The organism is Dyella sp. 2YAF14 (genome assembly GCF_052114725.1).
Lineage (GTDB): Bacteria > Pseudomonadota > Gammaproteobacteria > Xanthomonadales > Rhodanobacteraceae > Dyella.
In genome coordinates this window covers 148,901-174,995 of sequence record NZ_JBFRFH010000002.1, presented here as the reverse complement: position 1 = coordinate 174,995, position 26,095 = coordinate 148,901, and the positions used below count along the sequence as shown (strand labels likewise).

23 protein-coding genes are annotated in these 26,095 nt (G+C 64.6%); 11 read left to right on the top strand and 12 right to left on the bottom strand.

Annotated features, from left to right (window positions below; translation table 11 throughout):
* Nucleotides 1–96 precede the first annotated feature (96 nt).
* From AB4Y82_RS05420 to aroE, 3 genes are all read right to left on the bottom strand, one after another.
* Nucleotides 97–1,863, bottom strand: coding sequence for a peptide-N4-asparagine amidase (locus tag AB4Y82_RS05420; protein ID WP_441601836.1), 1,767 nt, complete (start codon nucleotides 1,861–1,863; stop codon nucleotides 97–99).
* Between the two features lie 126 nt (nucleotides 1,864–1,989).
* Entirely contained in the window at nucleotides 1,990–2,277 is a 288-nt protein-coding gene (locus AB4Y82_RS05415; protein ID WP_441601835.1) for a YkgJ family cysteine cluster protein, read from the bottom strand.
* Between the two features lie 10 nt (nucleotides 2,278–2,287).
* Complete coding sequence (gene aroE / locus AB4Y82_RS05410; protein ID WP_441601834.1) at nucleotides 2,288–3,118, bottom strand: shikimate dehydrogenase; 831 nt, start codon at nucleotides 3,116–3,118, stop codon at nucleotides 2,288–2,290.
* A 155-nt stretch (nucleotides 3,119–3,273) separates the two neighbouring features.
* On the opposite strand from aroE, the gene AB4Y82_RS05405 reads away from it, so the two are divergent.
* Nucleotides 3,274–3,531, top strand: a complete 258-nt coding sequence (locus tag AB4Y82_RS05405; protein ID WP_441601833.1) for a hypothetical protein — start codon at nucleotides 3,274–3,276, stop codon at nucleotides 3,529–3,531.
* Nucleotides 3,532–3,802: 271 nt separating this feature from the next.
* On the opposite strand, the gene AB4Y82_RS05400 is transcribed toward AB4Y82_RS05405, so the two are convergent.
* The gene (locus AB4Y82_RS05400) at nucleotides 3,803–5,287 is read right to left on the bottom strand and encodes a RimK family protein (protein WP_441601832.1); all 1,485 of its coding nucleotides are present in this window, start codon (nucleotides 5,285–5,287) and stop codon (nucleotides 3,803–3,805) included.
* A 367-nt stretch (nucleotides 5,288–5,654) separates the two neighbouring features.
* Between AB4Y82_RS05400 and AB4Y82_RS05395 the strand changes: the two genes are divergently transcribed.
* Nucleotides 5,655–6,128, top strand: coding sequence for a GNAT family N-acetyltransferase (locus AB4Y82_RS05395; RefSeq protein WP_441601831.1), 474 nt, complete (start codon nucleotides 5,655–5,657; stop codon nucleotides 6,126–6,128).
* Nucleotides 6,129–7,394: 1,266 nt separating this feature from the next.
* On the opposite strand, the gene AB4Y82_RS05390 is transcribed toward AB4Y82_RS05395, so the two are convergent.
* Nucleotides 7,395–8,078 carry a hypothetical protein gene (locus AB4Y82_RS05390; RefSeq protein WP_441601830.1) on the bottom strand — a complete coding sequence of 228 codons (684 nt, stop codon included), beginning with the start codon at nucleotides 8,076–8,078 and terminating at the stop codon, nucleotides 7,395–7,397.
* A gap of 137 nt (nucleotides 8,079–8,215) precedes the next feature.
* On the opposite strand from AB4Y82_RS05390, the gene lptM reads away from it, so the two are divergent.
* From lptM to AB4Y82_RS05355, 7 genes are all read left to right on the top strand, one after another.
* Entirely contained in the window at nucleotides 8,216–8,605 is a 390-nt protein-coding gene (gene lptM / locus AB4Y82_RS05385; protein WP_441601829.1) for an LPS translocon maturation chaperone LptM, read from the top strand.
* Nucleotides 8,605–9,438 (top strand): diaminopimelate epimerase, encoded by an 834-nt coding sequence (gene dapF / locus AB4Y82_RS05380; RefSeq protein ID WP_441601828.1) that lies wholly within the window; start codon nucleotides 8,605–8,607, stop codon nucleotides 9,436–9,438. The genes lptM and dapF overlap by 1 nt, the downstream gene beginning before the upstream one ends.
* Nucleotides 9,439–9,524: 86 nt before the next feature.
* Entirely contained in the window at nucleotides 9,525–10,208 is a 684-nt protein-coding gene (locus tag AB4Y82_RS05375) for a DUF484 family protein (protein WP_121883777.1), read from the top strand.
* A gap of 5 nt (nucleotides 10,209–10,213) precedes the next feature.
* Complete coding sequence (gene xerC, locus AB4Y82_RS05370) at nucleotides 10,214–11,101, top strand: tyrosine recombinase XerC (protein ID WP_441601827.1); 888 nt, start codon at nucleotides 10,214–10,216, stop codon at nucleotides 11,099–11,101.
* 194 nt (nucleotides 11,102–11,295) lie between these two features.
* The gene (gene hslV, locus AB4Y82_RS05365; RefSeq protein ID WP_046972849.1) at nucleotides 11,296–11,829 is read left to right on the top strand and encodes an ATP-dependent protease subunit HslV; all 534 of its coding nucleotides are present in this window, start codon (nucleotides 11,296–11,298) and stop codon (nucleotides 11,827–11,829) included.
* Nucleotides 11,830–11,908: 79 nt separating this feature from the next.
* Nucleotides 11,909–13,246 (top strand): ATP-dependent protease ATPase subunit HslU, encoded by a 1,338-nt coding sequence (gene hslU / locus AB4Y82_RS05360; protein ID WP_441601826.1) that lies wholly within the window; start codon nucleotides 11,909–11,911, stop codon nucleotides 13,244–13,246.
* Between the two features lie 36 nt (nucleotides 13,247–13,282).
* Complete coding sequence (locus AB4Y82_RS05355; protein WP_441611150.1) at nucleotides 13,283–13,897, top strand: hypothetical protein; 615 nt, start codon at nucleotides 13,283–13,285, stop codon at nucleotides 13,895–13,897.
* A 699-nt stretch (nucleotides 13,898–14,596) separates the two neighbouring features.
* Here AB4Y82_RS05355 and AB4Y82_RS05350 read toward each other — a convergent pair.
* Together AB4Y82_RS05350 and AB4Y82_RS05345 are read right to left on the bottom strand one after the other, a co-directional pair.
* Entirely contained in the window at nucleotides 14,597–16,876 is a 2,280-nt protein-coding gene (locus AB4Y82_RS05350) for a DPP IV N-terminal domain-containing protein (protein WP_441601825.1), read from the bottom strand.
* Nucleotides 16,877–17,039: 163 nt separating this feature from the next.
* The gene (locus AB4Y82_RS05345) at nucleotides 17,040–17,738 is read right to left on the bottom strand and encodes a glutathione S-transferase N-terminal domain-containing protein (RefSeq protein WP_441601824.1); all 699 of its coding nucleotides are present in this window, start codon (nucleotides 17,736–17,738) and stop codon (nucleotides 17,040–17,042) included.
* 135 nt (nucleotides 17,739–17,873) lie between these two features.
* Here AB4Y82_RS05345 and AB4Y82_RS05340 point away from each other — a divergent pair, with 135 nt between their 5' ends.
* Both AB4Y82_RS05340 and rbsK read left to right on the top strand, forming a co-directional pair.
* The gene (locus tag AB4Y82_RS05340) at nucleotides 17,874–18,299 is read left to right on the top strand and encodes a hypothetical protein (protein WP_441601823.1); all 426 of its coding nucleotides are present in this window, start codon (nucleotides 17,874–17,876) and stop codon (nucleotides 18,297–18,299) included.
* Between the two features lie 59 nt (nucleotides 18,300–18,358).
* Nucleotides 18,359–19,240, top strand: coding sequence for a ribokinase (gene rbsK / locus AB4Y82_RS05335; protein WP_441601822.1), 882 nt, complete (start codon nucleotides 18,359–18,361; stop codon nucleotides 19,238–19,240).
* Nucleotides 19,241–19,347: 107 nt separating this feature from the next.
* Here rbsK and AB4Y82_RS05330 read toward each other — a convergent pair whose 3' ends face one another.
* The 5 genes from AB4Y82_RS05330 to rpmH form a co-directional block, all read right to left on the bottom strand.
* Nucleotides 19,348–21,927 carry a DNA translocase FtsK 4TM domain-containing protein gene (locus tag AB4Y82_RS05330; RefSeq protein WP_441601821.1) on the bottom strand — a complete coding sequence of 860 codons (2,580 nt, stop codon included), beginning with the start codon at nucleotides 21,925–21,927 and terminating at the stop codon, nucleotides 19,348–19,350.
* 119 nt (nucleotides 21,928–22,046) lie between these two features.
* Nucleotides 22,047–23,387 carry a tRNA uridine-5-carboxymethylaminomethyl(34) synthesis GTPase MnmE gene (gene mnmE, locus AB4Y82_RS05325; RefSeq protein ID WP_441601820.1) on the bottom strand — a complete coding sequence of 447 codons (1,341 nt, stop codon included), beginning with the start codon at nucleotides 23,385–23,387 and terminating at the stop codon, nucleotides 22,047–22,049.
* Nucleotides 23,388–23,640: 253 nt separating this feature from the next.
* Entirely contained in the window at nucleotides 23,641–25,329 is a 1,689-nt protein-coding gene (gene yidC / locus AB4Y82_RS05320) for a membrane protein insertase YidC (protein ID WP_441601819.1), read from the bottom strand.
* 57 nt (nucleotides 25,330–25,386) lie between these two features.
* Nucleotides 25,387–25,785, bottom strand: coding sequence for a ribonuclease P protein component (gene rnpA / locus AB4Y82_RS05315; protein WP_441601818.1), 399 nt, complete (start codon nucleotides 25,783–25,785; stop codon nucleotides 25,387–25,389).
* Nucleotides 25,786–25,798: 13 nt separating this feature from the next.
* Entirely contained in the window at nucleotides 25,799–25,936 is a 138-nt protein-coding gene (gene rpmH, locus AB4Y82_RS05310) for a 50S ribosomal protein L34 (RefSeq protein ID WP_019464789.1), read from the bottom strand.
* Nucleotides 25,937–26,095 lie beyond the last annotated feature (159 nt).

Below are 26,095 nucleotides of genomic sequence, written 5' to 3'. Positions count from 1 at the left end.
CGTCATGTTGCGGTGATGTTGCCCCGCATCAGCGGACGTGACGCAGTTCACACCTTGGCCGTGTCGGTCAGACCGTATGAACTGCGCCGTCCTTCATCAATGCCCCGGCAGCAGGCTGCTGTCCGGCGAACCATCCGGATGGGCAAACCACGATACGCGGTTGCTGCCATCGGGGCAGCCCTTGCCCGCGTTGGTGCTCGCCACGACGCCAGCCTGGGTGGTGAGCGATGCACGGTAGCAGCTGCCCAGCGTGTCGTGGAAGGCGAACGACTGCGAACTCTGTTGACCGCTATGGCTGCTCAGGTTGCCGCCGGCATCGAACACCAGGGTGTCCTGGGTATCCACCGTATTGTCGACATCGGCGCCATAGAGGGTGAGGCCGAGCAGGCGCAGCTCATCGCGCTGGCGATAGCCCTGGTGCACGGTCGAGGCCGCGCTGGTGCTGCCATCGCTCGCCAGCTGCTGGTTGTAGTCGAGCGAGAAGGGATAGTTGAAATGCGCCTGTCGCTCCGCCGTCAGGAAGTTGCCCAGGCGGCTCTGGCTGCTGCTGTCGGACCAGGTGCGCTGCGCGGTCTGCTGGCGATAGACCGTGCTGTTGATGGCGAAGGTTTGCGTGTCGTCGAAGCCGGTGTTCTGCGTCACCGTGCTGGTGACGCGTCCGTGCGAGGTGTTCGCATAGCCTTCGATCACAAAGTGGCGGTCGAGCTTGGTGGTGATGCTGCCGCTGAGGTCGCCATTGCTCGCAGTGGCGAGCGTGCTTGCGATCGTCGGCGTCGCCGGCTGGCCGACCAGCGTGTTGCGGGTGATCTTGCCGGTCACTTGTTTGGCGTGCGCATCGCGATACACCAGCAGTGTCGCCGTTGCGGCAAAGTAGCTGTTGGCGCCAGCCACCTGCACGGCCACTTCATGCGGCTTGCCGTCGCTCAGCTGGCCGGCGAACGGCGTGAGGTCGACGCGATAAGGCAGGAAGTTCAACGTCTGCACGCCCGGCGTGGGGCGCCAGAGGTAAGGATCGATGCCACCGGTATAGACCCACGGATAGACCGGCGCCACGCCGGCCGCCTGGCCGTCGATGCTGATCTGTGCCTCGCGGAAATTGCCGCCGCCGCATTCGTTGGTTTCCGAGGCATACGCGTCGGGCACGCAGGTGTACCAGAACTCGTCGCCGCTCTGGCTCTGGGTGAACACGTCCAGATACGCGCGCTCGACATTGGTCGGCAAAGTCAGCGTGCGCGCCAGCTTGTCGGTCGAGGTGTTGAGCGTCGCCGTGCTGCCCACCGGATCGCTGCCCAGCGGATACACCGCGTCGGGCACCTCCGCCGCGCGGGCGCGTACCGACGCCGGATAGAACAGCAGGCGCGCCGTGCCATGGATCACGCCGGTGTAAGTGTCGTTCACCAGGTTGCCGATGATGGCCTGCCCTTGTCCCGCGTTGCGCAGCAGGGCGGCGTAGTCGGTGAGGTCGCGCTCCACATGCCATGCGGGCGACACCGTGGCCGACGGTTCCTGGGTGGTGCCGAAGTAGAGGTTCACGCCGCCCAGCCAGAGCGTTGCGGTGCGGTCGTACTGGCGGCCGGCGGTGACCGAGAAGTCCGCCTCCAGCACTACCTTCGACCATGCGCCGGGGCACGAGGTCGGCGGCGCATAGCTATAGGGGCGGGCGTTGAAATCATCGAAGGCGACATTGCTGAACAGCGTCACCACACAGGGCTGGCCTGGCGGCCGTGGCACGGTCGGATCGGCGGTGGCCACATTGCTTGAACCCACCACCGGATCGGCGGCGGCTTGCGCGGTGAATCCCAGCGCCAGCGTTGCCGCCAGCGCAGCAGCCGCCCCAAGGCGGACCAGTCCCTCAGGCACCATGACGTTCTCCCCGTGATGTGCCCCCTGAGTCGCGCAAACTAGCACGGTCCAGCCACCCCAGACGTCTAGGCGTCCACAGTCTGCGCATGTAAGTTCTTGCGCCGCTTCAGCGAGATGAAGACGGCGTCAGTTGACGCGCGTCGCAGCCTCAAGCGCGGCCAGATAAGCCAACGCGTGGTCGCGCGAAGCGCCGCACATCGACGCTTCTGGCCGCAGGCCCGAACACACTGCGGGGCGCTCTGGCCGACCGAAGATGGCGCAGCGGTTGTCGTCGTTCAGTTGCGCGCAACGCACGCCGGCGGGCTTGCCGTTGGGCATGCCGGGAATCGGCGAAGAAATCGACGGCGCGATACAGCAGGCGCCGCAGCCGACCCGGCAGGTGGGCGCGTTCGCCGCGGATGCCGGGCGCTGCATGATCACTCGCTCACCCGTACTGCTTGCGCAGTTCGGCGTAGACCGGGTCGGTATCGGGACGCTGGCCATGCCAAAGCTCGAAGGTATCGGCAGCGGTTTCGATCAGCATGCCCAGGCCATCGAACGCGTAGCGCGCGCCGGCGGTGCGTGCCCAGGCGAGAAAGCTGGTGGCGGCTACGCCATAGGAAAGGTCATAGCAGAGCGCGCGATTGCCGACGATGGCGAACGGCAGATCCAGCGACTTGCCCAGCACGCCGGCCGAGGTCGAGTTGATGATCAGGTCGAACGCGCCGAGGTCGGCGAGATCCTCCCAGTAGCGCGTGTGTGCACGCGCCGGATCGCCGATGGCATCGGCCAGCGCATCGGCCGTGTCCGGCGTGCGGTTGACGATGGTCAGGGTGTGCACGCCGGCATCGAGCAGCGCCCACGCCACGCCATGCGCCGCGCCGCCGGCGCCGAGCAACAGGGCGGTGTGGCCGCGCAGATCCACGCTGTGCCGTTCGGCGATGTCGCGCACCATGCCGTCGCCGTCGGTGTTGTGGGCGGCGATGCGGCCATCGGGCAGCGGCGTGAGCACGTTGGCTGTGCCGGCGCGCGTGGCCGCGACGCTGCGCTCATGGGCCATCGCGTAAGCGGCCGTCTTGTGCGGCAAGGTCACGTTGGCGCCGCGGCCGCCGTTGGCGAAGAACGAGCGCATCGTCGCTTCAAAGTCTGCCGGCGCGGCGTCGATGGTGCGGTATTCCAGGTCAATGCCGAACTGGCGCGCGAACGACTGGTGAATCTGCGGCGACAGCGAATGGCTGATGGGGTGGCCAAACACCGCGAACTGTCCTGCACTCATGCGCGCTCCTGATGAAAGTCGATGCCGCCAATGGCGGCTCCCGGTCGGACCGGGACGTCCATTTTACCCGCCGCAGGCCTTGTCCGGTGGGGCATCGCAGGTTTTGAGATCGGCTCCGCGCAGGCTTTGCCCCATACCGATCACGGAACACGACCATGCGCCCGACCAATCGCACAGCCCATCACGAACGCCTGCTTGGTGCCGCCCTGCTATGGCTGCTGGCTGGCGCGGCCTTGCTGCTGACCACGCTGGTCCCGCTGCATACCGATGCGTGGGGCTGGACGCCTGCGTTCTGGCTGATTGGCGCACCACTGGTGGTCCTGCTGGCGCTGGAGCCGTCGCTGCCCCGCCAGCTGCTTGGCCTGCGGTTTCGCTCGCGCCGCCGCCCGGCGTCGGCGCTGATCTGGAACTGACGCGACAACGAATTCACTTGGCAGTGGATGCCGCGGCAGGAAGGCCGTGGCGTGGGGCTCCGTGCGACGGCCTGGGATGGCTGGGCACCTCGCTGGAGCGGCGCGACGGATCGCGCCCGCGTGACGGCAGCTCAGGGACGGGCTGCCGGTATCACCCCACTGCTGTTGCAGCTTTCTGTGGGAGCGCACCCTGTGCGCGACAAACCTACGGAGCGGCACATCGCCACGCCGCAGTCGCGCACAGGGTGCGCTCCCACAGTTGTCATTGTGCTCAGTCAGTCTCGCCGGCGCGCTTGCGTTCCATGCGCCGCAGAAACTCCTGCATGATGCGGCGATAAAGCGCCTCGCCCAGATGCTCGTCTTCCACGCCGTGATCGATCGACGGGTTGTCATTCACCTCGATCACCACCGGCTTGTTGCCCACGCGCTTGATGTCGACGCCATACAAGCCATCGCCCACCGCCTGGGTGGCCTTGAGCGCCAGCTTCACCACGTCGGCCGGCGCGTGCTCGATCGGGATGGTTTCCGAGTCGCCCGTCTTCGATGCGCCCTTGGCGCCGTGGTTGTAGATCTGCCAGTGCCCGCGCGACATGAAGTATTTGCAGGCGTACAACGCCTCGTTGTTGAGTACGCCGATACGCCAGTCGAACTCCGTGAAGACAAACTCCTGCGCCAGCAGCAGCGCACTGTGCTGGAACAGTTCGGCACTGGCCTTGTTGAGCGCGGACTCGTTTTCCACCTTGACCACGCCACGCGAGAACGAACCGTCGGGGATTTTAAGCACCAACGGATAGCCGAGTTTTTCCGAGAGCTCTTTGAGGCCCTTGGCGTCGTCGCGGTAGAGAATTTCAGTGCGTGGCACCGCGAGCTTGCGCGACACCATCAAGTCGTTGAGAAAAATTTTGTTCGTGCAGCGCAGGATCGAGGTGGGATCGTCCATCACCACCATGCTTTCTTTCTCCGCACGATGGGCGAAGCGGTAGGTGTGGTTGTCGCTGGCAGTGGTTTCGCGGATGAACAGGCCGTCGTACTCGGCCAATCGCTGGTAATCGTTCTTGCCGATCGGATCGACTTCGATGCCCAGTTCCTTGCCGGCGGCGATGAAGGACTTGAGCGCCTTCTTGTTCGACGGCGGCATTGCCTCGTGCGGATCGACCAGCATGGCGATGTCGTAGCGGAACTGCCTGCGCGCCTTGGGTTTGCGCCACAGCTTTTTGCTGAAGCGGTCGAGCTCTTCGGCAAAGGCATCTTCCTGGGCATCGTCCAGCGTGTGCAGGCCCACCGGCTTGATCGCGCTGATCTGCCACACGCGGTCGCGCTCGAACTCGATGCGCAGCAGTGGGCACGGGAACATTTCGAACACCTGGCGCGCAAGATCCTGCAGCGCCGGGTGGGCGGTCTGCCCAAAGTAGACCAGGATCCCGAAGTCGGTGGTGTCGCGTCCGCCAGCCGGCAGGAAGTGGGTGAGCTTGGCGCTCAGGTCCTCGATCTCCAGGCCGTACAGCGAGCGGCGGCGCAGGTCGTTTACCGTGCGCACGGAAGGCATCACGCGATGCCCGCGTGCCTCGGCCAGCAGCGACACGTAGTACCCGGTGCCCAGGTATTTGTAGCTGCGGCACATGTTGATGACGTGCGTGCGCTCGTCGTCCACACCGACGGGTTCGCGCAGGTAATCCATCGCCGTGACTACGTCCGCGGACGGGTAGTAGGAACTCCAGTCGGAGGCCTTCTCGACAACAAGCACGAGACGAGTCATGACACCTCTGTCAGATGGAACCGAGGAGTGTCGTCACGCGGGGAACGAGGCGGCACGGCGCAAGGGGCGCAGTTTGGCACATGGATCGCGCGGCACAAGGCGGGGTGCCAGGCCGGCTCATAGGCGGTTCAAGATTTGCCCGCATCGTTCCACGCTCCGGTCCCATCTTTGCCACTGCGGCACGCCCGCCGGTAGCCACGTCGCTCACCGCTACACGGCAAGGCCTGCACTTTTCGCTCACATCTTTCGCCGGCAGCGTGCCGAGATTGAACGGGTTGTGACCTGCGCCACAAGTCATCGTTGCCCCCGGGGAGTGTGGGGACTAGAGTGCCCGGCTTGTTTCATCGCGCCCGCGGGACCGCCCCTGATGACCCCCATGCCCGCGACCGCCGCCGTACGCGTGCGTCGTGCTGAACTCTCCGATCTGGATGACCTGGTTGCCCTGGAAGAGAGCAGCTTCGCCACCGATCGCCTCAGCCGGACCCAATACCGCCGCCACCTCGACAGCGAAAGCGCGCAAGTGCTGGTGGCCAGCGCCAACCACCGCAACTTTCTGGGCACGGCCGTGGTGTTCTTCCGCAAGGGGACCCAGGTAGCGCGCTTGTATTCCATCGCCACCAAGGCGGAAGCGCGAGGCAAAGGCGTGGGCTCCGCGCTGCTCGAAGCGGCGGAAAAACTTGCGCTGAGACGTCATCGCAAGGCGTTGAGGCTGGAAGTGCGCACGGACAACGAAGACGCGCTGCGGTTGTATGAGCGACTCGGCTACAAGCGCATTGGGCGTTATGCGCGCTATTACGGGGATGGGGCGGACGCTTGGCGGTATGAAAAGGTGTTGGACTGAGGGTTTGCTCGAGTTCATTGCCTTCGGCCGAGCTGGGTTGCTCGCCGTTACGTTTCATCTCAGGTGTCATGCTGGTGCGGCCGCGGTAGCTCGTCATTTTGGCGAGCGCGGTTTCTGTTGCTCGTCCCAGTGCACCCCACAAGAGGGGGGCTAGGCCGGAGACGTTCTTCAACAGCCGAATGGCTGGTCATCAAGAGCTTCGGTGTTTCCTTGTCACCTTGAGGCCAGCGTGCCGCCTACGCGGCGGGCGTTTCGATCGGCTGCCGCCGCTCGAGTCACTTTTCTTTTGCTGGCCCAAAAGATCCCACGGGACTAGCTTCGCGTCGAAAGTAACCCAAAGAAAATGGCCTGATAACGCCGGCAGCATCGTGTTGGGATAAGCCCGAACGCTCGAGGCGCGTCGTTGTGGGACGACCTCCGAGGGTACACAGGGGATACTTCCAAGCGCTGCGCAACGCGCCCGAATCGCTGAGGACTTAAAGCCGGGCCTCGCTGCGCATCGGCTGTGGCTCACAGATGGCGCACTTGGTGCCGCACCTGGCGCTTGGCTTGTCTGTGGGAGCGCACCCTGTGCGCGACAGCCACGCCTGGGTGTATCGCTCCGTAGGTTTGTCGCGCACAGGGTGCGCTCCCACAAAGAGCCGACCGGCAAGTTTGATCCGCCATCCCCATACCTGCGTCCCCCTTGTAGGAGCGCACTTGTGCGCGACCGCAGCGTCGCGGTGCATCGCTCCGGTTGGTCGCGCACAAGTGCGCTCCTACAAGAGAGCGGCCCAGCAGCGTCGGACGTCGCGTGGCTCTTGATGCGGCTCTTGCCCCCGGGGTCCCCGTAACCCGCCCGCGCACCTGGAGGGCCAACGGCCCGGAAGGCGCGCCATCCGGGGGGCCCTTTCTTTTGGTTACTTTTCTTTACTCCGGGCATCCTGCCCTCCGCCCTTCGGGCCGGCTTCGCCGTTCGCGCGCGCTCGAAGCGCGTGCGTGGGCAAGCAAAGAAAAGTGACCCGGCCTCCGGCAGGAGGTCGGAAGCCCGCGGCAGGCGAGCCAGGTCGCCGTATCGCTAAAACCAAACACTGAGGCTCTGGATGACCAGCCATTCGGCTGTTGAAGAGCGCTTCCAGCCTACGCCGGGATGACGAGCAAAACGCGGCCAGCGCTGGGACAACAAGCGAATTTCCGCCGCTTGGAAACGACAACTACCGGAGGGCGGCTCCGCCTCCACGCAACAAAGCGAGATTCCCCCCTCGCTCAATTCCCAAAACCCCAACCTCAAAACGGCTGCGCGATGCGCTGCTCTGTCGCCTCATCCGGCCGCGCCACCAACGCCCCCGTGCGCATCAGACTCACCGTGTAATGCCCTTGATCCACCAGCGGCAAAAACACCCCACTGCCAAACAACACATCCACATCCGGCACCCAGCGCGGATATTGCTTGTGCAGATCGAGCAGATCGAAGCTGCCGCCTTCACGGAAATCGACCACGGTCCGCGGCCCATGCATTTCATCGTTCGGGTCGTCGTAGCGTCCCGACAACCGATCCAGCCGGTACAGCGGCGGCACGCCCGCCAGCATCGTGGGCAGCTTCCACTTCAGCACCACGGCCTCGACGCGCCACGCATCGCCGGCCACTTCCACGCGGCGGGAAGCGCCGTCAGGCCAATGCAGGATGAGCGACCAGCGCTGCGGTGAAAGGATGTGTGCGTCGATCTCCACTACCGGCGTCTCTTCGCTGAGCAGGCGATAGCCGCGCAACGCGAAGCCCATGCCCGTCAGTATCAGGGTGATGGCGAAACCCACGAGCAGCAGCACGGAACGACCGGCGGCTGCCAGGCGCTGCCTGTCATCAAGGCGCTGGCGCAAGGCCACCAGTTGAAACAAGGTGAACAGCAGGGCGACCGCGGCCAGGATCAGCAGGATCGTCGAAGGGAGGCGCAGCAGCGCGGTCCAATCCATCGTTGTACTTCTGTGCATTCAAACCGCTCGCGGCGGCGACGGCGGCATCATAACGGCTGACGCGCCATTCACGGGCGGCGGCGCTTCAAAAGCGGCGGCTCGCCTATACTGACCGGGTTCCCGCCGGATACCCCGACATGCGCCGATCACTCCTGCTGCTTTCGCTGTGCTCCGTTTTTGCCCTGCTCGCCGCATGCGGCAACAAGGGACCGCTTTATATGCCCAAGGCTACGCCCGCGGCCACCGTGCATCCCGCTACGCCCGTCGCGCCGGCAGCCAAGCCCATACCGGCAGTGGTTCCGGCGGCACTGACGCCTGTGCCCGTGCACGGCTTTGTCACTGATATGACGGCGTTCGACGCCTTTATCGCCGCACATCCCACGCCTGAGCAGTTCAAGGCCGCGTATCCGGATGTGCTGCTGGTCCTGCCGGGCACCATCGCCACGCGTGAGATGCGCAGCAACAACAGCCGCTATTTCGCCGAACTCGACGCCAACGGCCGGATCACCGGCGGCAAGTTCATGTAATGAAGCTTCCGTTCTCCAAGATGCACGGCATCGGCAACGACTTTGTGATGGTCGATTGCCGCCAGCGCGCGTTTGCACTGAACGAAGAGCAGATCCGCGCCATCGCCGACCGGCACATGGGCGTGGGTTTCGACCAGCTGATCAGCATCGAGCCGCCGCGCGATCCCAGTTGTGCGTTCTACTACGGGATCTGGAATGCGGACGGCACGCCGTCGGGCCAATGCGGCAACGGCGTGCGTTGCGTGGCGGCGTGGCTGCATCGTGCGGGTGAGTTGTCGATCGGCGACATGATCCGGCTGGAAAGCCCCTCCGGGCCCGTGACGGTGCGTCTGAGTGGCCCGAACGAGGTGACGGTCGACATGGGCGTGCCCACGCTGGAGCCCGAGCGCATTCCGTTCCGTGCCGACCTCCAGGCGGCTCGTTACGCCATCGAAGTGGGCGGCGACGTGCTGGAGATCGGTGCGCTGTCGATGGGCAATCCGCATGCGGTCGTGGTGGTGCCTGACTTGCAGGCGCCATCGCTGTATCGGGTCGGCCCGATGCTGACCACGCATAGTCGTTTCCCAGAAGGCGCCAACGCTGGCTTCGTTCAGCAGGTCGATCGGGGCCAGTTGCGCCTGCGCGTGCATGAACGCGGCAGCGGCTGGACGCTCGCCTGCGGTACCGGCGCCTGCGCCGCGATGGCGGTGCTTCGCCTGCGCGACGAAGTCGACGAGAAAGTGATGGTGACGCTGCCCGGCGGCACCCTGACCATCGAATGGGCGGGGCCGGGGCATACGCTGTGGATGACCGGGCCGGCTACGTTCGTTTTCGAAGGCGAATGGCTGGGTTGACGCGACTTTCTGTCCATGTCGGTTGAAAGCCGATAGCGGAACAACGCACACTCGGCCCGCAACGCATCGACTCCCCTGAGGTAGCCATGTCCGAAACCGCCATTGTCGACACGCTTTCCGCCGGCGACGTCGCGGCTTTTCTGCGGCACCATCCGGAGTTTCTCACCGACTATCCCGATATCGCGGCCCAGCTTACGCTGCCGCGCGAGCAGGGCCGTGTCGCCTCGCTGGCGGTCTATCAGCTGCAGAGCCTGCGCGAGAAGAACGCGGAGCTGGAGAAGCAGCTGGCCGGCCTGATCGCCATCGCCGCCGAAAACGAGCGGCTGATGCAGCGGGTGCACGAGCTCAATCTCGCCGTGCTGCGCGCTGGAACACCCGCCGTGGCGGCCCGCAGCGTGGTGGCGCGGCTCGCGGAGGATTTTCAGACCGACCAGGTACGCCTGATGCTGTTCGGCCCGATCGGGCTGCCGCCGGCGGACTGGCTGGTGCATATCCCGGGCGGGCGCTCGCAGGTGCCTGAGTTTTCCGATTTCATGGCGCACCACGAACCGGTCGCCGGCCGCCTCTCGGCCGAACGCCTGTACCGCCTGTTCGGCGACCACGCGCCGGAAATCCGCTCCGCCGCGATGATGCCGCTGGGCGAGTTCGGCATCCTGGCCATTGGCAGCGGTGATGCCGACCATTTCCAGCCGGGCATGGGCACGGTGTTCCTGAAGATGATCGCAGGCACCGTCACCGCCGCGCTGCGCCGCGCCCAGGAAGTCATGTAACACTTATGTCTCACCCGCAGGCCCAGGTCGACGCCTGGCTTTCGCGACTCGCGGGAGAACGCAAGGCATCGGTGCATACGGTCGATGGCTATCGCCGCGATCTGGCCAAGCTGCTGCGCTGGATGGAGGCGCAGGGCATCGCCAACTTCAGCGCGCTCGAGCCCAACCGCATGCGCGGCTTCGTGGCCGGCGAACACCGCGCTGGCCTCGCACCCAAAAGCCTGCAGCGCCTGTTGTCCTCCTGCCGCAGCCTGTTTCGCCAGCTCACCCGCGAAGGTCTGCTCGAGCATGACCCGCTGGCCGGCGTGCGCGGCCCCAAGGTGCACCGCAAGCTGCCGCAGGTGCTCGACGTGGACGAGGCCACTTCGCTGGTGGAAACGCAGAGCGAAGGCGCTTTGAATCTGCGCGACCGCGCGATGCTGGAACTGTTCTATTCCTCGGGCCTGCGCCTGTCCGAGCTCACCGGGCTGCGCTGGATCGATCTGGACATGCACGCCGGCGAAGTGCGCGTGCTCGGCAAGGGCAACAAGACCCGCATCGTGCCGGTCGGCCGCCACGCGGTCGCTGCACTGCGTGCGTTGGGCGAAGCGGAAGGCGTGGTTCCCGAGCAGCCCGTGTTCAAAGGCCGCGGCGGTGCGCCCATCAATCCGCGTACCGTACAGCTACGTTTGAAGACGCTGGCGCTGCAGCAAGGCATGGCCAAACGCATCCATCCGCATCTGCTGCGCCACACCTTCGCCAGCCATATGCTGGAATCCTCCGGCGACCTGCGCGCCGTGCAGGAGCTGCTCGGCCATGCGGATATCGCCACCACGCAGATCTATACACACCTGGATTTCCAGTATCTGGCCAAGGTGTATGACGCGGCACATCCGCGGGCGAAGCGTAAGTGACGGGCGCCGTGAGCCGACAGCCTTGAACACCCTGTGGGAGCGCACCCTGTGCGCGACGGGCCGCCCGCGGCCCGGTTTCCCCTGAAAATCCCGTCGCGCACAGGGTGCGCTCCCACAAGGGCTGGCCGGGCGGCGGCTTGGATTCCGCCCTTACGGCCCCACCTTTGGCGAATTCACTCTTTACGGAGTCCCCCATGGAATCCTTTCACGCCACGACCATCGTTTCGGTGCGCCGCAACGGACAGGTCGTGATTGGCGGCGATGGCCAGGTCACCCTCGGCAACACGGTGATGAAGGCCAACGCCCGCAAGATCCGCCGCCTGGGCAAAGGCAATGTGATCGCCGGTTTCGCCGGCGCCACCGCCGACGCCTTCACCTTGTTCGAGCTGTTTGAGCAGAAGCTGGACAAGCACGGCGGCAACCTCACCCGCGCCGCGGTGGAGCTGGCCAAGGAATGGCGCACCGATCGCCGCCTGGGCCGCCTCGAAGCCATGCTGGCAGTGGCCGACAAAGAGGCCTCGCTGCTGATCTCCGGCAACGGCGACGTGCTGGAACCCGAACATGGCTTGATCGCCATCGGCTCGGGCGGTCCTTACGCGCAGTCTGCCGCGTTGGCATTGCTTGAAAACACCGAGATGGATTCGCGCGCCATCGTCGAGCGCGCGCTGAAGATCGCCGGCGACATCTGCATCTATACCAACCACAACACCACGATCGAGGAGCTGTAAGCGCTCGGCGCGACGGCTCTTGGTCCCGTCGTTTTGCTGATGCAGAACGAGGGCGAAAACTCATCTTTCCGGTGAACTCATGTCCGAACTTACTCCCCGCGAAATCGTCAACGAACTCGACCGCTACATCATCGGCCAGCACGACGCCAAGCGCGCCGTGGCGATTGCACTGCGCAACCGCTGGCGCCGCATGCAGCTGGAACCGGGCTTGCGCGACGAAGTAACGCCCAAGAACATCCTGATGATCGGTCCCACCGGCGTGGGCAAGACCGAAATCGCCCGCCGCCTCGCCACGCTGGCCAATGCGCCATTCGTGAAGGTGGAAGCCACCAAGTTCACCGAGGTGGGCTATGTGGGCAAGGATGTCGAATCCATCGTCCGCGACCTCGCCGACGTCGCCTATAAGCTGGTGCGCGAGCAGGCCATGAAGCGCGTGCGCACGCAGGCCGAAGACCGCGCCGAAGACCGCATCCTCGACGCCCTGCTGCCGCGCCGCCAGACCCCTTCGGACTGGTCGCACGACGCCGCGCCCAGCAGCGAGCAGAACGACACCCGCCAGAAACTGCGCAAGCAGCTGCGCGAAGGCGCCCTGGACGATCGCGAGATCGAGCTCGACTTCGCCACCAACGTCGGCGTGGAAATCATGTCCCCGCCGGGCATGGAGGAAATGGGTCAGCAGCTGCGCCAGATGTTCCAGAACATGGGCGGCGGCAAGACCCAGCAGCGCAAGGTCGCGATCAAGGCGGCTCGTCCCATGCTGGTGGAAGAAGAAGCCGCCAAGCTGCTCAACGAGGAAGAAGTGCGCGCGCAGGCCATGCAGTCGGCCGAACAGAACGGCATCGTCTTCATCGACGAGATCGACAAGATCGCCCAGCGCTCCGAGTGGGGCGGCGCCGGCGTCAGCCGCGAAGGCGTGCAGCGCGACCTGCTGCCGCTGGTGGAAGGCTCGACCGTGTCGACCAAGTACGGCCCGATCAAGACCGACCACATGCTGTTCATCGCCTCCGGCGCGTTCTCGCTGGCCAAGCCCTCGGACCTGATCCCGGAGCTGCAGGGCCGCCTGCCGATCCGCGTGGAGCTGTCGGCGCTGTCGGTGGGCGACTTCAAGCGCATTCTGCGCGAGCCGCATAACGCCTTGACCAAGCAGTACATCGCCTTGCTGGGTACCGAGGGCGTGACGATCACCTTCACGGAGGAAGGCATCGACCGCCTGGCCGAGGTGGCTTTCCAGGTGAACGAGCGGACCGAGAACATCGGCGCCCGCCGCCTGCACACCGTGATCGAGCGCCTGCTGGAGAAGATCTCCTACGAAGCTGCTGACAAATCCGGCGAAAAATACCTGATCGACGCCGAATATGTGGATAAAAACCTCGGCGTGCTGGTCCAGGACGAGGATTTGTCGCGTTACATCCTGTAAACAAGGGGAAAGCCCCGGGCTGGTAAAATTTTGACCATGGGAAATGTGATTGAACTGAAGACCACCGGCCAGCGGGCTCAGCTGCGCGAGGCGCAGCAGAAGCATCAGCTGGTCCGGTTATGGCGCGGTGAACTCGAACACGGCAGCTTCTGTGGCTTCGTGGGCGGGGTTGGCCGTGAATTCTTTCTGCTGTGGGTGGTCGGTGACGGCATCACCTATGACGGCATGTACGTGATGCGCCACCGCGACGTTTCCGAACTGGAAGCGCCGGACAAACACGCGCCCTTCATGGAAAAGGCGCTGGTCCTCAAGCACCTGATGCCGCGTCCGCCCCGGGGCTTCCCGCTGGACGACATCCGCAGCGTCATCCAGGCCGCTGCCGCCCAGGCACCCGTCATCGGCGTGCACGTGGACAGCGAGGACGAGGCCGAGGTCTGCTACATCGGCCGACTGATCAGCGTGGAAGAAGACGGCTTCAACATGCAGGAGATCTCTCCCGACGCGGAATGGCTGCGCGAAGCGTCGTTCTTCTCATGGGATGAGGTGTCCACGGTAAGCATCGAAGACGGCTACGCCACATCGCTGCTGGCCGTTGCCGGTACTCCACCGCCGCTGGAGCAGGGCGATTCGGGCGTAGGGCACGCGCAGTAGGGTTTGATTGGTTTGATTGGAAGAAGCAAAGGCCGCCTCCGGGCGGCCTTTCTTTTTGCCTGCAGGTCAGACGGTCTTGTCTGTGGGAGCGCACCCTGTGCGCGACAGCCACGCTGGGGTGTACCGCTCTGTAGGATGGTCGCGCACAGGGTGCGCTCCCACAAAGAGCCGATCGATACTGACTTACGCGATCCCTTGTAGGAGCGCACTTGTGCGCGACCGCGGCGCTCGGATGTACCGCTCCGTCGGTTGGTCGCGCACAAGTGCGCTCCTACAAAAGACCTGCCCGGCCCAGTAGCGCCTGGCGTTGTTCGGCTCTTGGTGTGGCTCTTCGCCCTCGGGGTCCCCGTATGACGCGGCGGGCGGGTGGAGGAAAGCCCGAAGGGTGGCCGCATGGATGCGGCCAGTTTTTCGACAGGACAGGGATGTCCTGTCGAAAAACCCCGCAACCCGCCCGCGCACCTGGAGGGCCGCAGGCCCGGAAGGCGCGTCATCCGGGGGGCCCTTCTCCGTGGGTTACTTTCTCTTGGGCAAGCAAGAGAAAGTGACCCGTCCTCAGGCAGGAGGACGGAAGCCCGCGGCAGGCGAGCCAGATCGCCGTATCGCGACAACCGAAGTCCATCGCTCCTGGATCCCGGCCTGCGCCGGGATGACGAGCAAACAGCGGGCAAGTCCCGCGATGCCAGATGGAATGAAAAGCTAGCGCGTAGTGGTCGCCGCCGCCGGCACCGCTGCAGCCTTCGGTGCAACCGGCACAACCGCCGCCGCCCCCTTCACCTGCTGCTGAAAGAAATTCTCAATCAGGTGATACACGTGACTGCGCTGCCCGGGCAAGTTGAGCCCATGCTTCGCCCCCGGGTACGCCATGAACTGAAACTGCGTCCCACGCTTCTGCAACTCCGCCATCAACTCGGTCGAGTTGAGAAACAGCACGTTGTCATCCGCCATCCCGTGCACGAGATACAACTTCGAGGTAAGCCCATCGAGCCACGCCATCGGCGAGCTGCGCGTGTAACCCGAATCGTTGTCCTGCGGCCGCCCCAGATAACGCTCCGTGTAGAAGGTGTCGTAGAGCCGCCAGTTGGTCACCGGCGCCACCGCCACACCGCCGGCCAATTCATCCGAAGCCTTCGCCAGCATCATGGTGGTCATGTAACCGCCATAGCTCCATCCGAACACGCCCACATGCTTGGCATCCACCCACGGCTGCGACTTCAGCCAATGGATGCCGACCAGCTGATCGTCCACTTCGGCCGCGCCCAGCTGCTGGTAGATGGCGTTCTCGAACTGGCGCCCGCGGCGCGCCATGCCGCGGTTGTCCAGCGTGAACACCACAAAGCCCTGGTTGGCCATGTACTGGTTGAAGTAGTCGCCCCACGCATTGGTGACCATCTGCGCATGCGGGCCGCCGTAATACATGTCAAACACCGGATACTTCTTGGTGGGATCGAAGCCGGCCGGCTTGTACAGGCGGTAGTACAGCGTCTGCCCGTCCGCCGCTTTGAGCGTGCCGAATTCCGGCTTGATCAGGCTGTCGCGATACGGCCAGTACGGATGTTTTTCATCCAGCTTGTTGGCCTCGATCCAGCTGACCAGGCTGCCGTCCGACTTGTGCAGGCTGACCTGCGGCGGCGTATCGACACTGGAGAAATTGTCGAGATAGAAACTGCCCTCCGGCGCGAAAGAAGCCGCGTGCGTGCCCGCGCCCTGGCTGATGCGCGCCGGCGCTTTCGCCGTGCTGCCGTCGATCTTCAGCGCATAGATCTGCTTCTCGGGAACAGCGTCCTTGTTCGACGCCACGAAGACCGTGCCCGTGTGCTCGTTCACTGCCAGCAGTCCGTCGATCTGCCAGTCGCCTTCGCTCACCGCGTGCTTGAGCGTGCCGTCGAGACCGTACAGATACAGATGGTGGTAACCGCTGCGCTCGCTGCCCCACAGGAAAGTCTTGCCGTCCTTGAGGAAGGTGAGATCGCTGTTGAGATTGATCCAGGTGTCGCTGGTTTCGGTGAGCAGTGTGCGCTGCGCCAGGGTCTTCGCGTCGACCAGGCGCAGATCCAGTTTCTGCTGATTGCGCGGCATGCGCTGGTAGGTGACGTGCTTGCCGTCGGGCAACCAGTTCACGCGGGTGAGATAGATGTCCGCATCCTTGCCCAGGTCGATCCAGCGCGGTTGTCCGCCAGCGGGCGACACGAGGCCAAGCTTCACGGCCACATTGGGCGCGCCTGCGGCGGGATAGCGCTGATCGATCACGTCGGTGTGATCGGCAAACAGCTCGGTGCGCTTGGTCACCGGCACCTTGGCTTCGTCGTAGCGCTCGAACGCAATGGCCGAGTCGTCGGGTGCCCACCAATAGCCGGCGCTGCGATCCATTTCTTCCTGCGCGACGAACTCCGCTTCACCGTTGTGCACGGTGCCGCCGCCATCATGCGTCAGCTGCCTGGCTTCGCCGGTGCCCAGATCGATCACCCATAGATTCTGATCGCGCACGTAGGACACGTAGCGACCCTTGGGCGAGATCTTCGGATCGATCACGTTGTCGCCGGTATCGAGCGGCGTGGGAGCCGCGTCCGGCGTGGCCAGCGCGACGACATAGAGTTTGCCGTTGATCGGGAACAACAGCTGCTTGCCGTCAGGCGACCATTGGTAGCTCACGATGCCGTGCAGGCCGGCGGTGCGTTCGCGCTCGCGGCGCGCCTTCTCCGCATCCGACAACTGCTCGCCGTTGGGTTCGAGTTTCTTCGAATCCACCAGCAGGCGCGTCTTGTTGTCCTTGAGCTGGTATTCCCACAGGTCCAACTGGAACTGATCGTCCGCGCGGGCGCGCAGGAAAGTCACGCGGCTGCCGTCGGGCGAAATCTGCAGACCGCGCGGCGCGGCACCGGCAAGATTGCCACCGTCGAAGATGCGTTCGATCGTGAGTTTTTCGGCCATGGTCGGCAGGGCTACCATCGTCAGGGCAGCAAACAAAAGGGCGCGCATGGAGACTTCCTTGGGCGACGCGTCGTACGCAAGAACAAACGGCGATTAGAACGCGTCGCGCCCTTGGAAACCAGCGCTTTGTGCGTGAAGCAGGCGAAAAAGGGCGGAAACTCCGTGAAGGCGCGACGTTTCTGACGGCTCCCGCTCCTCTTCACACTCGCGGCTAGCTCTTCGCTCCCTGCCCGAACAGCACTTTGCGCGCGTCCTCATCCGTCGTCAGGTCGAACTTGCCCTTGATATCCTCGCCCAACGCATACGCGCGCCGGGTGGCGGGACGCTCGCCGATCGCTACGAACCAAGCCTTCAAGTGCGGGAAATCCTCCAGGCTCATGCCTTGGTTTTCGTGCGGCACGATCCACGGATAGGCCGCCATATCGGCGATGCTGTAGTCGTTGCCGGCGATGAAGCTGCGGCCTTCCAGACGCTTGTTCAGCACGCCGTAGAGGCGACGCGTCTCGTTGACATAGCGGTCGATGGCGTAGGGGATTTTCTCCGGCGCATAGCGGCTGAAGTGATGGTTCTGGCCGAGCATGGGGCCCAGCCCAGCCATCTGCCAGTACAACCACTCCAGCACCGTGTATTTGCCGCGCGGATCGGTCGGCAGGAAGCGGCCAGCCTTCTCGGCGAGGTACTGCAGGATCGCGCCGGACTCGAACACGCTGATCGGCTCACCACCGTCGGCAGGCGCCGTATCCACGATGGCCGGCATGCGGTTGTTCGGCGAAATCGCCAGGAACGCTGGCTGAAACTGCTCGCCCTTGCCGATGTTGACCGGTTTGATGGTGTAGGGGAGGCCGGTTTCTTCGAGGAATAGCGTCACTTTGTGGCCGTTGGGCGTGGGCCAGTAGTACAGCTCGATCATGAGGTTTCCTGGGGGCGGACGATCTGTTGATGTTCGGGGCGCTAGGCTTGGATTCAAGCCGGGACCGGCCGCTGCACCGTCAACCGCTCTTGGGTGCCCGCGTTCCCGCAGAGACGCCCTTAAGGAGTGCCGCCCATGAAACGCCTTCCCGCCATCGCTGCGATTGCTCTTGCCGTCACGCTGTCTGGCCACGCATGGGCCCAGCAGGACGCGCCACCCGCCGCCGGCAGCCAACACATGCACGCCTTCGATGCGCCAACGCAGTTGCAGCGCCTGACCAGGCAATTGCAGCTGACGCCGGATCAGCAGGCCAAGATCGGCCCGCTGCTGGAACAACGCGGCCAACAGCTGCAGGCGATACGCGGCGACACCAGCCTCAAGCCCGCCGACCGCCGCGCCAAGACCATCGCCATCGTGCAGGACAGCGACAGTCAGATTGGTGGCGTGCTGACCCAGGAGCAGCGCGACAAGTGGAAGGCCGTGCGCGAGAAGGCGATGGAGCGCATGCAGGAAAAACGCGGCCAAAACGTGCCCGCGGCGCCGGGCAGCAGCGGCGGCTGATTCCGCCCGCGGCATCCCTTATCCTGCTCCATCTCGCCTAACGCAGTGATGGAGCAGGTATGGCACGCGTCGTCGTGGTCGGCAGCATCAATATGGACCTGGTGACGCTGGCGCCACGCTTTGCCGAACCGGGCGAAACCATTCTTGGCGAACGCTTTCTCACCGTGCATGGCGGCAAGGGCGCCAACCAGGCGGTGGCCGCGGCCCGCCTGGGTGCGGACGTCGCGCTGATCGGAGCCTTGGGCGATGACGCCTTTGGCAACGAACTGCACAACGGCCTCGCGCGCGAGGGCATCTCGCTGGAGCATGTCGAGCGCATCGCCGACTGCGGCAGCGGCACGGCGTCCATCACGGTTGCGCAGGGCGAAAACCACATCGTGGTCGTGCCCGCCGCCAACGCCCGCGTGACGCCGGCGCAGATCGAGCACGCGCATGCCACCTTGGCGTCGGCAGATGCCATCCTCGTGCAGATGGAGATACCGCTCGAATCGGTCGAGGCGACGCTGCGCCTTGGTCAAAAGCTTGGCAAACCAGTCATTCTCAATCCTGCGCCCGCGCAGAAGTTGCCGATGGAGTGGTTGAAGCTCGCTCGCTATCTCACGCCTAACCAGCATGAGCTGGCCATCCTGCTTGGTGCATCCGGTGATGAGGACTTTCGCACGCTCATGCAACGCGCACCCGCGCCCGTCGTGCTTACGCGTGGCAGCGATGGCGCGTGGTACCGCGACGGCGGCGATCCACAGCATCAGGCGGGTTTTAAAGTCGATGTAGTCGACACCACGGGGGCGGGCGATACGTTCAACGCCGCACTGGCCGTCTTCCTGCACGAAGGATTGCCGATCGCGGTGCGCAAGGCGTGTGCGGCGGCGGCGTTGTCGGTGACGCGATTGGGCGCGCAGGGTGGCATGCCGACGCGAGCGGAGCTCAAGGAGTTCCTGTGACAGCGCACCCTCTCTGTGGGAGCGCACCCTGTGCGCGACAGCCACGCTGAGGTGTATCGCTCCGTAGGATTGTCGCGCACAGGGTGCGCTCCCACAGACAGCTCGCGCTAGTCCGAAGGCCCTGGCGCAATCACTTCGCGCTGCCCATTGATACCCATCGACGACACCAATCCTGCCGCTTCCATCGCTTCGACCAAGCGCGCCGCGCGGTTGTAACCGATGCGGAACTGCCGCTGCACGAACGAGATGGACGCACGGCGCGAACGCAGCACGAACGCAGCCGCCTCGTCGTAGAGTGGATCAAGTTCGGCATCGCCGGCTTCCTCGCCGAACAGTTCGCCGGAACCTTCGCTAGGCGGACCGGCAAGGATCTCTTCCTTGTAATCGGGTTCGCCGTAGAGTTTGAGGTGCGCCACGATGCGATGCACTTCCTCATCGGCAACAAAGGCACCGTGGATGCGCTGTGGATAACCCGTGCCCGGCGGCAGGAACAGCATGTCGCCCTGGCCGAGCAGGCTCTCCGCGCCCATCTGATCGAGAATGGTGCGTGAGTCGATCTTCGACGACACCTGGAAGGCCACGCGCGTTGGGATATTCGCCTTGATCAGGCCGGTGATCACGTCCACCGACGGGCGCTGCGTCGCAAGGATCAAATGAATACCGGCGGCGCGCGCTTTCTGCGCAAGGCGTGCAATCAGTTCTTCGATCTTCTTGCCGGCGACCATCATCAGGTCGGCCAGCTCGTCGATCACCACCACGATCATCGGCAAAGTGTCCAGCAACTCGGGCACTTCGGGATGCGCGGGGAACGGGTTCATCAGCGGCCGACCCGCCGCGCGCGCCTCGCGTACTTTCTGATTGAAGCCGGCGAGATTGCGCACGCGCAGATCCGACATCACGCGGTAGCGGTTCTCCATTTCGGCCACGCACCAGGCCAATGCATTGGCGGCGAGCTTCATGTCGGTGACGACCGGCGCGAGCAGATGCGGGATACCCTCATAGACTGAGAGTTCCAACATCTTCGGGTCGATCATGATCATGCGCACGTCGTCAGGCGTGGCCTTGTACAGCATCGACAGGATCATCGCGTTCACCGCGACGGACTTGCCCGAGCCGGTGGTGCCGGCCACCAGCATGTGCGGCGCCTTGGCCAGGTCGGCGACCACCGGTTCACCGGTAATGTCCTTTCCCATCGCCAGTGTCAGCAGCGAATCGGCATCGCGATAGACCGGTGAGTCGAGGATCTCGGACAAGGCGATCATCTGGCGCTGCTCGTTCGGCAACTCCAGGCCCATGCAGGTCTTGCCCGGAATGGTTTCCACCACGCGGATGGACGTCCGTCCGAGACCGCGCGCGAGATCCTTCATCAACGCGACGATCTGATTGCCGCGCACGCCCACGGCCGGCTCCACTTCGAAGCGCGTGATGACAGGACCGGCCGATGCGCCGACGACGGTCACCGGCACTTTGAATTCGCGCAGGCGTTGTTCGATCAGCTCGCCGGTTTCTGCGAGCTGCGCTTCGTCGATGGAGGTCAGCTCCTGGCGTGGCGCCGCGAGCAGGGAGAGCGGCGGCAACATGGCCGTCGAACGGGTTCGCGCTGTTGCAGAGGAAGGCAGCGGCGTGATGTCCGCAGCCGTGATGACGGGTTCATCGTCATTGGCGGCTACACGTCGGCCCGGTGCGATCGGTACAGCCTGCAACGGCAGGGCGACAGCTGCGAGATCGAGATCGGACGAGGTGTCCTCCGGTGCAGCCAAGGTTGCGGCAACGGGCAGCGGTGCTGGATCCAGATCGACCGCCGCAGCCAATGGCACCTCGTCGACGACCGGTTCTGCTTGCGTCGGCAACGGTGCCGGCACGACCGGCTCCATCGGCCGCGGGGCCTGTGCCGCCGCGGCGCCGGCGGCGATCGGTGACGCGGAGGTCTTCGCCAGGCTCGGGCTGGTCGCGATGGATGGCGAGGCACGACCAAACGTTGGACCTGGCGACGCTGCTGCCACGCGACCGTGCTTGGGCGTAAGCCAGGGCTCGCGTATCACTTGCTCTTGCTGTGCCGCGTAGCGGACAGGCGGGACGCGCGACGATGACGCAGCAGGTAGCATTGCTGATGCCGATGAAGGCGTGCTCTTTGCAGCGACGACGGGATCGACGGCCGCTTGAGCAACTCGCTCTGCTGCTGGCGTCGGTCGGCGATGCTTCGCGGATGCACGCTCCACGCGACGCACCGCGCCGGTCGCTCGACGTCGGGTGATCGGCTTGCCACGCCGCGCCGCGATCGCATCCAGTGCACGCTGCAGCAACCTGGCGATCACGTCGACAGCCGCCGACAAACGCTTGAACATCGCCGGCCAGCCCATGCCCAGATACCACGGCAACGCAGCAGCAAGCACCGCCAGCATGGCCAGCGTCGTGAGCCATCCACCGAGCAAGCCGCCGATGCCATGCGACAGCGCGCGACACACCATGCCGCCGGCGTTGGCATCATCGGTGTACTGATCGATCACCAGACCTTCGAGCGTGGCACTGGCCAGCAGCACCAGCAGCGCGCCCAACCCGTAGCGAATCGAACCTTCGCCGCCACCCGACCTGTTGCGCCGTTTCAGCAGAGTCCTGCCGGCGCGCCAGAGCAGGGGGACAAGCCAGAGTGTGGACAGCCCGAAGGCGCCGAAAAAGAATGAGAGCATGCCTGGATTCGAATCGACCGCGTGCAAACTCAGCATGTTAGCGCCATTGCCTAAGGCACGTCAGCAGAGAGTTCGCTAACGTCTTGTCGTTGTTTGGAACTTGGACTCAGACCGGCGTGCTATTTGCCGATGCAGAACGAGCTGAAGATGGCGCCGAGCAGGTCGTCGCTGGTGTAGCTGCCGGTGATTTCTCCCAGTGCCTGCTGCGCTTGGCGCAGTTCCTCGGCCGCCAGTTCGCCCGCGCGAGTAACCCGCAGCACCTGCTCGGCCTGATCCAGGTGCAGGGCGATTTCCTCAAGCGCCAACACATGGCGACGGCGCGCACTAAACGCGCCTTCGCCACTGCCCGAGCCGGCAAGTTGCTTCAAATGGTCGCGCAAGGCATCGAGGCCGGCACCGGTTTTCGCGGAGGCCCACACCCAGATGGCTTCTGGCCGCACGTCGTAACGCGGCGTGCCGCTGGCGAGGTCGATCTTGTTGATGAACACGATGCGTTCGACGCTCGCCGGCAGATCGGCGAGCAGGGCAAGGTCGTGTTCGGCGTGCGCGATGTCGGTGACGAGCAGGGCGACGTCGGCGCGAGCGAGCTCGCCATGGGCACGGCGTACGCCTTCGCGTTCCACCGGATCGTCGGTGTCGCGCAGACCCGCCGTGTCGGCCAATTCGAGCGCGACGCCGTCGAGGTTGAGTTGCTCGCGCAATACATCGCGGGTGGTGCCGGCGATATCGGTAACGATGGCGCGGTCGCTGCCGGCCAGCGCATTGAGCAGGCTGGATTTGCCGGCGTTGGGACGTCCGATGATGGCGACGCGCAAGCCGTCATTGAGCCGCACGCCGCGCTGCGCTTCACGCAACAGGGCATCGAGTTCCGCGCGCAGCGCCTGCAGCTGACCCATGATGCTGGGGTCAGCGAGAAAATCAATTTCCTCTTCGGGAAAATCAATCGCCGCTTCGATATGCACACGCAGTGCGATCAGCGACTGCAGCAAGTCGTGCACTTTGCGCGAGAACACACCCTCCATCGAGCGCAGCGCCGCGCGCGCACCAGCCTGCGAACGCGCCGCGATCAAATCGGCCACCGCTTCCGCCTGCGCCAGATCGAGCTTGCCGTTGAGAAACGCGCGTTCGGTGAATTCGCCCGGACGCGCCAAACGCGCGCCGATGCTGCAGACGCGACGTAGCAGTGCGTCGAGCAGCACGGGACTGCCATGGCCTTGCAGTTCCAGCACGTGTTCGCCGGTGTAGGAAGCCGGCGCGGGAAAGTAGAGCAGCAGGCCGCGATCGATCAATTCGCCGTCGCGTTCGCGGAAAGCTGTGAAGTGCGCGCGGCGGGGATCGGGGTCGCGTCCGAACAATTCCGCGGCGATGCCGGGCACCGCCGGTCCCGACACACGCAACACACCGACACCGGCGGCGCCGGGTGCGCTGGCAATGGCGGCAATAGTGTCGGTGTGATTCATGGCGGGAATTATGCGGTTTGCGAGGAGCAATGCGATAACGATATGGCCGCCCCTCATCGTCATCCCGGCGCAGGCCGGGATCCAGTGGCGAGAGCAATGGGTCTTCGCGACAGCGCATAAAGCAGCATCACTGTCGCGAAGACCGCGCATCGCCGCCACTGGATCCCGGCCTGCGCCGGGATGACGAGCCATAGGTTTGCTGCGCAAAAAAGGGCCGCTGACGCGGCCCTTTTCTCCAAACCTATGAGTGTGATCAGGCCGTCGCCTTGGCCTTCTCGTCCGCGCGATCGACGCTGCGCGTGATCAGCCACTGCTGGGTCAGGCTGGTCAGACCGTTGACCACCCAGTACAGCACCAGGCCGGCCGGGAAGAACAGGAACATGAAGCCGAACACCACCGGCATCACCTTCATCATCTTCTGCTGCGCCGGGTCCATGCCCGCCGCCGCTGGGGTGAGCCACTGCGTGGCCAGCATCACCAGGATGTAGATCACCGGCAGCACGAAGAACGGATCGGGCGCGGAAAGGTCGTGCACCCAGCCGAAGAACGGCGCATGGCGCAGCTCCACGCTTTCCATCAGCACGCGATACAGACCGAAGAACACCGGCATGGTGATCAGGATCGGCAGGCAGCCCGACATCGGGTTGACCTTCTCCTTCTTGTACAGCTCCATCATGGCCTGCTGCATCTTCATCTTGTCGTCGCCGTAACGCTCCTTCAGAGCGTTGACGCGCGGCTGCAGCTTGCGCATGCGGGCGCCGGAGCGGAACTGCGCGGCCGTGAGCTTCCACAGCGCACCCTTCAGCAGCAGCACCAGCAGGATGATCGCCACGCCCCAGTTGCCGGCGATGGTGTGCAGCTGCGACAGGAGCCAGTGCAGCGGCTGCGCGACCACGGTCAGCCAACCGTAGTTGGTGGTGAGATCCAGACCCGGAGCGACCTGGTCAAGCGTGCCCTGCAGCTTCGGACCGATATACAGGCGCGATGCACTGGTGGCGCTCTGGCCCGGCGCCACGCTGATGGACGGACCCACCGCGCGGATCAGATAGACCGGCTGCGCCGTATCGCCATTGATCACGCTGGTGCTGTACGTGCTGGCGTCCTGCGCCTGCGGAATCCAGGCCACGAAGAAGTAATGCTGCAGCATCGATGCCCAGCCGCCGGTGATGGCGTGGTTCAACGGCTTCTTGGCGAAGTCCGCGAACGACAGCGTGGTCATCTTGTCGTCGGGGCTATACCAGGCGGCGCCATAGAAGCTGTGCGACGAAGGATCGGTGAAGTTCTGCAGCCAGCTCTTCTGCTGCGTCGGCGCCACGCGCTGCAGCTGCTCATAGGTATTGCCGGCCCATGCCGCGCTGCCGCCGTTCTCGATCTTCTGGTCGACGGTGACGACATAGCTGCCGCGCTTGAGCGCGAAGGTCTTGGTGACCTTGAGGCCGGCGGCGTTCTGCCAGGTCAGGTCGACTTTGAGATCGTCCTGACCCTGGGTGAGGGTGTAGCTGGTCTGCGCGGCCGAGAACACGGCGCGATGATCGGGCGCGTCGCCCTGGTTGCTGACGATGCCGCTCTGCGCGACAAAGTACTGCGAGCGGTCGTCATCGAGCAGGCGCGCCGGCGCCGGATCGGGATCCTTGCGGGTACGCGGCACCGACGGGTAGGTCAGCAGCTCCGAACGGACCACGCTGCCGCCACGGGTATCGATGGTCAGGCGCAGCACGTCGGTGCTCACCGTGATCAGCTGGGCGGACGCCTCGCTGACCGTGCCGGGTACCGCAGCAGCCGGAGCCGTGGATGCACTGGCGCCCGGCACGCTGCTGTCGGTGCTGCTGGTGGCAGCGGCGGCAGCGGGCGGTTGCGGGCCGTAATCCTTCTCCCAGGCCTGGAACAAGAGATAGGCGACAGCCAGCAGGGCAAAGATGAGGAACGTACGCGTTTGATTCATCGCGGAGCAGATCCGGTGCATCCGCGACACGCGTGTCGCGGAAAGGAATGGAGAAGGTCAACGCACGATTGTGCCGGTCGGGCCGTCCGGCTTCAATGTGGCCTCGACCTTGGCGGAACGCAGTTTCTTCCACAGCTGCTGCAATTCGGCGAGCAGCTCCGGACCGGGCAGGCCACACGCCTGCTCGCGTGCCATCACCATGAGGTCGACGGAGGGAAGCTCAAGACGGGCGCGCCGGAAAGATTCGCGTATCAGGCGCTTGATGCGGTTGCGATCGACCGCACGCTTGGACACGCGTTTGGATATGGCCAGGCCCAGCCGCGGGTGGCCGAGGTCATTGACCCGATAGCGCACAGAAAAACAGCGGCCGCCGAAGCGGCCGCTGGTATGTCGCAAAGCTGCAAAATCACCGGCGCTACGTAACCGCGCTTCACGCGGCAGGCCGGCGGCACGCATGCTGGCGAGCCGCTTACGGGATCAGGCGCTTGCGACCCTTCGCGCGACGTGCGTTCAGGATCTTGCGGCCATCGGCCGTTGCCATACGAGCACGGAAGCCGTGGGTGCGGGCACGCTTGAGCTTGCTGGGCTGGAAGGTCCGCTTGGACATGGCTTCCTCCGGTTAAGTTGGTAAAAAGGTTGGAAATTATGAAGAGGAAGTTGGGCGCTTGTCAAATAGGGGTATGTTCGGGGTTGACAAAAGGCTGTTTACTTCCTGTGGATATCCATGTGGATATCCCGCCATGAAGGAGCTCTCGTGCTGCTAGAA

Coding starts and splice junctions, on each gene's coding strand:
- AB4Y82_RS05400 (WP_441601832.1), bottom strand. CDS start 5,287: ATGACTCGTCTCGTGCTTGTTGTCGAGAAGGCCTCCGACTGGAGTTCC.
- rpmH (WP_019464789.1), bottom strand. CDS start 25,936: ATGTCCAAGCGGACCTTCCAGCCCAGCAAGCTCAAGCGTGCCCGCACC.
- AB4Y82_RS05330 (WP_441601821.1), bottom strand. CDS start 21,927: ATGCTCTCATTCTTTTTCGGCGCCTTCGGGCTGTCCACACTCTGGCTT.
- AB4Y82_RS05355 (WP_441611150.1), top strand. CDS start 13,283: ATGGGAAATGTGATTGAACTGAAGACCACCGGCCAGCGGGCTCAGCTG.
- AB4Y82_RS05375 (WP_121883777.1), top strand. CDS start 9,525: ATGTCCGAAACCGCCATTGTCGACACGCTTTCCGCCGGCGACGTCGCG.
- AB4Y82_RS05350 (WP_441601825.1), bottom strand. CDS start 16,876: ATGCGCGCCCTTTTGTTTGCTGCCCTGACGATGGTAGCCCTGCCGACC.
- rbsK (WP_441601822.1), top strand. CDS start 18,359: ATGGCACGCGTCGTCGTGGTCGGCAGCATCAATATGGACCTGGTGACG.
- rnpA (WP_441601818.1), bottom strand. CDS start 25,785: ATGCGTGCCGCCGGCCTGCCGCGTGAAGCGCGGTTACGTAGCGCCGGT.
- AB4Y82_RS05420 (WP_441601836.1), bottom strand. CDS start 1,863: ATGGTGCCTGAGGGACTGGTCCGCCTTGGGGCGGCTGCTGCGCTGGCG.
- hslU (WP_441601826.1), top strand. CDS start 11,909: ATGTCCGAACTTACTCCCCGCGAAATCGTCAACGAACTCGACCGCTAC.
- AB4Y82_RS05395 (WP_441601831.1), top strand. CDS start 5,655: ATGACCCCCATGCCCGCGACCGCCGCCGTACGCGTGCGTCGTGCTGAA.
- AB4Y82_RS05415 (WP_441601835.1), bottom strand. CDS start 2,277: ATGCAGCGCCCGGCATCCGCGGCGAACGCGCCCACCTGCCGGGTCGGC.
- lptM (WP_441601829.1), top strand. CDS start 8,216: ATGCGCCGATCACTCCTGCTGCTTTCGCTGTGCTCCGTTTTTGCCCTG.
- mnmE (WP_441601820.1), bottom strand. CDS start 23,387: ATGAATCACACCGACACTATTGCCGCCATTGCCAGCGCACCCGGCGCC.
- AB4Y82_RS05340 (WP_441601823.1), top strand. CDS start 17,874: ATGAAACGCCTTCCCGCCATCGCTGCGATTGCTCTTGCCGTCACGCTG.
- dapF (WP_441601828.1), top strand. CDS start 8,605: ATGAAGCTTCCGTTCTCCAAGATGCACGGCATCGGCAACGACTTTGTG.
- yidC (WP_441601819.1), bottom strand. CDS start 25,329: ATGAATCAAACGCGTACGTTCCTCATCTTTGCCCTGCTGGCTGTCGCC.
- AB4Y82_RS05390 (WP_441601830.1), bottom strand. CDS start 8,078: ATGGATTGGACCGCGCTGCTGCGCCTCCCTTCGACGATCCTGCTGATC.
- aroE (WP_441601834.1), bottom strand. CDS start 3,118: ATGAGTGCAGGACAGTTCGCGGTGTTTGGCCACCCCATCAGCCATTCG.
- AB4Y82_RS05345 (WP_441601824.1), bottom strand. CDS start 17,738: ATGATCGAGCTGTACTACTGGCCCACGCCCAACGGCCACAAAGTGACG.
- hslV (WP_046972849.1), top strand. CDS start 11,296: ATGGAATCCTTTCACGCCACGACCATCGTTTCGGTGCGCCGCAACGGA.
- AB4Y82_RS05405 (WP_441601833.1), top strand. CDS start 3,274: ATGCGCCCGACCAATCGCACAGCCCATCACGAACGCCTGCTTGGTGCC.
- xerC (WP_441601827.1), top strand. CDS start 10,214: ATGTCTCACCCGCAGGCCCAGGTCGACGCCTGGCTTTCGCGACTCGCG.